Here is a 7,492-nt window from a genome sequence, read left to right as displayed (position 1 = left end):
GCCCTCTCGGAAACGGGAGGGCGCGGGAAAGGAGGGATTAACTTTTGATATGGCAGATGATTGAAGATTGGTTTCGCGGCATTTTGACAGACGGGATTTTATCGAACCTTTCCGGCTTGTTTGACAGCGTAAATACAGAGGTTGGAGAAATCGCAACACAAGTCGGCACGACCCCCGCCGGGTGGAACGCGGGCATATTCAACATGATACGCAGCCTTTCGGAAAACGTCATTGTACCGATTGCGGGCGTTATCATTACCTTTGTCATGTGTTATGAACTAATCCAGCTTGTAATTGAAAAAAACAATCTGCACGATCTCGACACTTGGATTTTCTTCAAATGGATTTTTAAGACCTTTGTTGCGGTGCTGCTGGTAACAAACACTTGGAACATCGTCATGGGAGTTTTCGACGTTACGCAGAGCGTCGTCAATCAGAGCGCGGGGGTTATCATATCCGATACAAGCATAGACGTTACCACCGTCATTACCGACATTGAAGCAAAACTCGACGCTATGAGCGTGGGCGGTCTTTTGGGGTTATGGTTTCAATCCCTCTTTGTAGGGCTTACCATGAAAGCCCTGTCAATCTGCATTATGCTTGTGGTGTATGGGCGCATGATTGAAATATATCTTGTAACGAGCGTTGCCCCTATCCCGATGGCAACAATGGTAAATCACGAATGGGGCAGCATGGGACAGAATTACTTAAAATCTTTGCTTGCGCTTGGTTTTCAGGCGTTTCTGATCTTGGTGTGTGTCGGCATTTATGCGGTGTTGATACAAACAATCGCAGCGACCGACGACATTTCCGGCGCGATCTGGGCTTGCATGGGCTATACCGTCCTCTTGTGCTTTACGCTTTTCAAAACGGGAAGCCTTGCAAAGAGCGTCTTTTCGGCACATTAAGGGGGTGAGTTATGATTTGAAAATCGGTTTAATCGACGTTGACAGCCATAATTTCCCCAACCTCTGCTTGATGAAGCTATCCGCGTATCATAAAGCAAAGGGGCATACGGTGGAATGGTGGAACGCAAAGGGGCGGTACGACCTTGTATATAAAAGCCGCGTCTTTACGGACACCTATTCCAAAGACACGATAACCGTTACCAACGCGGAACAAGTTATTTTCGGCGGTACGGGCTACGACACGAAAAACCGCTTGCCGCCGGAAGTGGAACACAGTTACCCGGATTATTCTATCTACCCGCAGTTTTTCGGGATTGCCTACGGCTTTTTAAGCCGGGGTTGTCCGAGAAATTGCGGGTTTTGCATTGTCAGCAGTAAAGAGGGACGCAAAAGTGTTAAGGTTGCGGATTTGTCCGAGTTTTGGAAATGGCAGCCGGAAATAAAAATCATGGACGCTAATCTGCTTGCCTGTCCCGACCATGAAAATCTCATTGAGCAGCTTATACGAAGCCGCGCATGGGTGGATTTTTCGCAAGGGCTGGATATTCGCCTTGTGAACAGGGATAATGTCAGCCTGTTAAATCGGGTACGGATAAAAGCGGTACATTTTGCATGGGATAATCCCGACGAGGACTTAACCGGGTATTTCCAACGTTTTTTGGATTTGACCGCCATTAAGAGCAGCCGCCAGCGGCGCGTGTATGTTCTTACCAACTACGGCAGCACTCACGAACAGGATTTATACCGCGTGAACACCTTGCGGGCTATGGGCTTTGACCCGTATGTGATGATTTACGAGCGTCCAACCGCCCCGCCTGTTACCCGCCATTTGCAACGGTGGGTAAATAACAAACGGCTTTTCTATGCTGTCCCCCGTTTTGAAGATTACATTCCGGGCAGAAAGGAGGTTTGAAATGGCGTATGTAACCGTCCCAAAGGACTTAACAAAAATCAAAAGCAAGGTAATGTTCAACCTTACGAAACGACAGCTAATTTGTTTCAGCGCGGCGGTAGCAATCGGACTGCCGCTGTTCTTTTTGGTAAAAGACAGCGTTGGAACAACCACAGCGGCATTGTGCATGGTGCTTGCCATGCTGCCTATGTTTTTGCTTGCCATGTACGAGAAAAACGGGCAACCGCTGGAAGTGATTATTCGGCAATTTGTGGAAGTGAAGTTTCTTCGCCCCAAAGAGCGACCTTATCAGACCAACAATTTTTATGCCGCCCTTGCGCGGCAAGAGCAATTAGATAAGGAGGTACGGGCGATTGTCAAAGGAAAAGAAAAACACCCAAAACGAAAAGCGTAAACTTTCCCGACAGGAAAGAAAACAGATAGATACCCTTATCCGACAGGCAAAGGGCGACGGGAAGCCCCATACGGCGCAGGACAGCATACCGTTTGAGCGAATGTATAAGGACGGGATTTGCCGCCTTGCAAACGGGCGGTATTCCAAGTGCATTGAGTTTGAGGATATAAATTATCAGCTTGCGCAGCCGGACGACAAAACCGCCATTTTTGAAGCCCTTTGCGATATGTATAACTCGTTCGACGCTTCTATCAGCGTGCAGCTTTCCCTAATCAGCCGCCATGCGAACAAGGACGATTTTAAGAACAGTATCACGATTGCACCGCAGAATGACGACTTCGACAGTATCAGAGCAGAATACACCGAAATGCTTAGGACGCAGCTTGAACGCGGAAACAACGGGCTTATCAAAACCAAGTTTCTCACCTTTACCGTTGAAGCAAAGGACATTAGATCGGCGCGGGCGCGTCTTGCCCGCATTGAAACGGACACCCTCAACCATTTTAAGGTGATCGGCGCGGCGGCGCGGGTGTTGGACGGGAAACAGCGTCTTGAAGTGCTGCATGGGATTTTTCACCCGGACGGGGAACGCTTTAACTTTGCGTGGGAATGGCTACCCGCAAGCGGGCTTTCCGTCAAGGACTTTATCGCCCCGTCCTCTTTCCGATTTGGCGACGGGCGAATGTTTCAAATGGGCGGCAAATTTGGTGCGGTTTCCTTTTTGCAGATCGTCGCGCCGGAACTCTCCGACCGTATGCTTGCCGACTTCATGGACGCAGAAAACGGAATTATCGTCAATCTGCACATTCAGAGTATTGACCACAACGAAGCAATCAAGACGATTAAGCGCAAGATCACCGACCTTGACCGCATGAAGATTGAGGAGCAAAAGAAAGCAATCCGCAGCGGGTACGACATGGATATTATTCCGTCCGACCTTGCCACCTACGGCGGGGAAGCCAAAAACCTACTCCGCGATTTGCAGAGCCGCAACGAAAGAATGTTTCTGCTCACGCTGCTTGTCTTAAACTTTGCGGATACCAAGCAGAAATTGGATAACGAAGTATTTGGGGCGGCGGCAATCGCACAGAAATATAACTGCATTTTGACCCGCCTTGACTACCGGCAGGAACAGGGGCTTATGTCCTCTATCCCGTTGGGGGAAAACCTTATCCATATCCAGCGTGGCTTGACGACCAGCAGCACCGCCGTTTTCGTTCCCTTTACGGTGCAAGAGCTGTTCCAAAGCGGCGAAGCATTGTATTACGGCTTAAATGCCCTTTCCAACAACATGATTTTGTGCGACCGAAAGAAGCTGAAAAATCCTAACGGCTTGATACTCGGCACACCGGGCAGCGGCAAAAGTTTTTCTGCAAAACGCGAAATCACAAACGCTTTTCTTATCACGTCCGACGACATAATCATTTGCGACCCCGAAGCCGAATATTACCCCCTTGTCGGACGTTTGAAAGGACAGGTTATCAAGGTTTCGCAGAACAGCACGCAGTACATTAACCCTATGGATATTAACCTCAATTACAGCGAGGGCGACACGCCCATAGCCTTAAAGAGCGATTTTATCCTTTCCTTTTGTGAGTTGATTATGGGAGGTAAAAACGGGCTGGAAGCTGTCGAAAAGACCTTGATTGACCGCGCCGTTATCAGCGTGTACCGCAACTACCTTGCCGACCCGAAGCCGGAGAATATGCCGATTTTGGGCGACCTCTACGACGAGATCAAGAAGCAGCCGGAAAAGGAAGCGCAGCGTATCGCGGCGGCATTGGAACTCTATGTAAACGGCAGCTTGAACATTTTTAACCACAGGACAAACGTTGACATTCATAACCGCCTTGTCTGCTTTGATATTAAGGAACTCGGTACGCAGCTTAAAAAAGTCGGTATGCTTATCGTCCAAGACCAAGTATGGAACAGAGTAACGGTAAACCGCAGCGAGGGCAAGGCGACGCGGTATTACATCGACGAGTTTCATTTGCTCTTGAAAGAGGAACAGACCGCAGCATACAGCGTCGAGATTTGGAAGCGTTTTAGGAAGTGGGGCGGTATTCCGACAGGTATCACACAGAACGTCAAAGACCTTTTGACGAGCAGAGAAGTTTCAAATGTTTTTGAAAACAGCGATTTTGTCTATATGCTCAACCAAGCCCAGGGCGACCGGGAAATCCTTGCCAAGCAGCTTAACATTTCACAGCAGCAAATGACCTATGTAACCCATTCCGAAGCGGGCGAGGGACTTATCTTCTATGGCAACGTGATTTTGCCCTTTATTGACCGTTTCCCGAAAGATACGGAACTCTACTGCGTGATGACGACCAAGCCCGGCGAGGTGTCAGCATGAGGATAGAAACGGATAAAATCTATTGCGGCGACAGCTTGCAGGTGCTTCAAACCTTGCCGGACAACTGTTTGGATTGTTGCGTAACGTCCCCGCCCTACTACGCTTTGCGCGATTACGGCACAGACGGGCAGATTGGGCGGGAAGCAACGCCGGAGGAATATGTTTCCCGCATTACGGCGGTTTTCCGCGAGGTAAAGCGGGTGCTTACGCCGGAGGGTACTTGTTGGCTGAATATCGCGGACACTTATTGCGGTACAGGCAGCAAAGCCGACCACCAAGACCCGAAATATCCCAAAGGCAGAAACGGGCAGCAAGTGGCGGTAAACCACCGCGCCCCCGGCTGCAAGCCGAAAGACCTAATCGGTATTCCGTGGCTTGTAGCCCTTGCCTTACGGGGCGACGGTTGGTATTTGCGCAGTTCTATCATTTGGCATAAGGGGAACGCCATGCCGGAAAGCACGCGGGACAGACCGACGCGCTGCTATGAATATGTGTTTCTGCTTACCAAGTCGAAGAAATATTACTACGATTGGCAAGCAGTAGCCGAGCCGATAGCCCCCACAACGGCGGTACGGCTGAAAAGCGGAGTTGGGAAAGGCAACAAATATGCCGCTACCGTTCCGGGGCAAAACCAGCCGCAGAAAATCAACCGTCCCCGCAGGAAAGGCGCATACACCGACGAAATGATTTCCCCCGTCCGCAGCCGCCGCAACGTTTGGCAGATCAACACAGCTTCCTATCGCGGCGGGCATTTTGCAGCGTTCCCGCCCAAACTTGCGGAAACGTGCATTTTGGCGGGCTGTCCTGTCGGCGGGATTGTGCTTGACCCGTTTTTAGGCAGCGGCACGACCGCAGCGGCGGCAAAAAGCCTTTCCCGCCGCTATATCGGTATAGAGATCAACCCCGAATACTGCACCCTTGCAAAACAGCGTATTGGAGGTGATGAACATTGAGCAAGGAATTAAAAGCCCCCGACAAGGTAACACAGAAAATGACCCGCAACGGGGCGGTTGCGGAAAACCTTACGACGGGCGAAACAACGAGTATCAGCGAAAGACCGCCGGAGGAAAACTATTCAGCCCCCGCAGCGGGAGCAGCGGAAAAAGCGACCCAACGTATCGGCACAGAGGTTAGCCGCCATTTAGAAAAGGGCGCGGAGAAAAAGACCCTTGACGCAGCGCAGCTTAAAACCCATACGTCCCGCTTGCAGTTTTCCGAAGCGGAACGGGCAACGCCGGAACTGCAAAAGGCAATCAAAAAATCCGATACGGCGGCTGACCGCTTAGACAAAGCGCGGGCAGCTATCCCCAAAAAGACGAAAATCACAAAAGAGCGCGTTTTTGACGAAGCCAAAGGCAAAGCAAAGACGCGCCTTGCTTTTGAAAAGACGGATAAGCCCCCAAATGGCAAGTTGCGTCATAACCCGTTATCCCGTCCGGCGCAGGAGTTGGACGCCGCCGTACATGGAAAAATCTATGAGGTGGAGAAAGAAAACGTCGGTGTGGAAAGCGGACACAGGATAGAACTTGTGGGCGAGAAAACGGGCGGCATGACGACGCGGGCGGTAAAACGCGGCATACGCAGCCATAAGCTGAAACCCTACCGGGCAGCGGCAGCAGCCGAGAAAAAGGCAGCAAAGGCAAACGCCGATTTTCTCTATCAAAAGGCGCTGCATGATAACCCCGCCCTTGCGCACTCCAACCCGATTTCCCGGTTTTGGCAAAAGCAGCGCATTAAAAAGCAGTATGCAAAGGCGTTGAAAACGGGCGGCAAGGTGAAAAAGACCGCCGAAGCCACCGCAAAGGCGGCGAAAAAAACCGCGCAGGAAACCAAACGGGCGACGTTCTTTGTCGTCCGGCATTGGAAAGGCTGTTTGATTGTGGGCGGGATTGCCTTTATCGTGCTTCTGTTTTTCGGCGGCTTGTCCTCTTGTTCCCTGTTTGGCGGCAACAGCGGCAGCGGCTTGATTGCGTCGTCCTATCTCTCCGAGGACGCGGATATTACAGGTGCAGAAAGCGCGTATGCCGCTATGGAAGCCGAGTTACAGGATATGCTGGATAACATCGAAAGCGAATACCCCGGCTATGACGAATACCGGGTAACGGCTGACGAGATCGAGCATGACCCGTATGTGCTAATCTCTATCCTCTCCGCTTGGCATGAGGGCGTGTTTACTCTCGATCAAGCGCAAAGCACCCTTGAAATGCTCTTTGATAAACAGTATATCTTGACGGTTACGGAAGAAGTCGAGGTACGCTACCGCACCGAAACGAGGACGGACAGCGAGGGCAACGAATACGACGTTGAAGTACCCTATAACTATTACATTCTCAATGTGGATTTGGAAAACTTCAACCTCTCCCATGTTCCCGTTTACATTATGGGCGAGGAACAGCTATCCATGTACGCTATGTATATGTCGTCGCTTGGGAACAGACCCGATCTTTTCCCACAATCCGGCTATATCTCAAAATACTATGAAAACCCGCCAGCGGATTATGAAATCCCGCCCGCCTATCTGGAAGATGAACAGTTTGCGCGGCTCATTGAGGAAGCGGAAAAGTATGTCGGTTTTCCTTATGTGTGGGGCGGCAGTAGCCCGGAAACCTCTTTTGATTGCAGCGGTTTTGTTAGCTATGTGCTGACGAACAGCGGCTTATACAATACGGGCAGACTTGGGGCGCAAGGGCTTTACAACATTTCAACCCGCGTTTCCAACCCGCAGCCGGGGGATTTGGTTTTCTTTACGGGTACATACGACACGCCGGGGGTATCTCATGTGGGTATCTACGTTGGCGAGGACGGGGACGGAAGCCCCGTCATGCTGCATTGTGGCGACCCGATACAATACACAAAACTTGATACAAGCTATTGGCAATCCCATTTTTACGCCTATGGGCGGCTACATTACAACTGACTTT

General features: G+C 50.7%; 6 protein-coding genes. All 6 read left to right on the top strand.

Translation table 11 applies throughout. The features are described from left to right. Positions 1–56 precede the first annotated feature (56 nt). Genes DWX65_RS08090 through DWX65_RS08065 form a run of 6 tightly spaced genes read left to right on the top strand, consistent with a single transcriptional unit; the run spans position 57 to position 7,488 of the window. Positions 57–908, top strand: a complete 852-nt coding sequence (locus DWX65_RS08090; protein ID WP_003431220.1) for a VirB6/TrbL-like conjugal transfer protein, CD1112 family — start codon at positions 57–59, stop codon at positions 906–908. Positions 909–924: 16 nt separating this feature from the next. Beyond that, positions 925–1,821, top strand: coding sequence for a hypothetical protein (locus tag DWX65_RS08085; protein WP_007860209.1), 897 nt, complete (start codon positions 925–927; stop codon positions 1,819–1,821). Position 1,822: 1 nt separating this feature from the next. Then, positions 1,823–2,215: a PrgI family protein gene (locus DWX65_RS08080; protein ID WP_007860207.1), complete on the top strand. Its 393-nt coding sequence runs from the start codon at positions 1,823–1,825 to the stop codon at positions 2,213–2,215. Continuing rightward, a complete protein-coding gene (locus DWX65_RS08075) occupies positions 2,175–4,571 on the top strand; it encodes a VirB4-like conjugal transfer ATPase, CD1110 family (RefSeq protein WP_118173204.1) in 2,397 nt (798 codons plus the stop codon). Before DWX65_RS08080 ends, DWX65_RS08075 begins: the two co-directional genes overlap by 41 nt. Beyond that, positions 4,568–5,524 carry a DNA-methyltransferase gene (locus DWX65_RS08070; RefSeq protein WP_118173203.1) on the top strand — a complete coding sequence of 319 codons (957 nt, stop codon included), beginning with the start codon at positions 4,568–4,570 and terminating at the stop codon, positions 5,522–5,524. The genes DWX65_RS08075 and DWX65_RS08070 overlap by 4 nt, the downstream gene beginning before the upstream one ends. Further along, positions 5,521–7,488 carry a C40 family peptidase gene (locus DWX65_RS08065; protein WP_118173202.1) on the top strand — a complete coding sequence of 656 codons (1,968 nt, stop codon included), beginning with the start codon at positions 5,521–5,523 and terminating at the stop codon, positions 7,486–7,488. The genes DWX65_RS08070 and DWX65_RS08065 overlap by 4 nt, the downstream gene beginning before the upstream one ends. Positions 7,489–7,492: the final 4 nt, after the last annotated feature.

This window comes from Roseburia sp. AF20-18LB (assembly GCF_003461185.1).
GTDB classification, from domain to species: domain Bacteria; phylum Bacillota; class Clostridia; order Lachnospirales; family Lachnospiraceae; genus Roseburia_C; species Roseburia_C amylophila.
The sequence above is the reverse complement of the archived record's forward strand: the minus strand, read 5'-3'. Positions and strand labels throughout refer to the sequence as shown.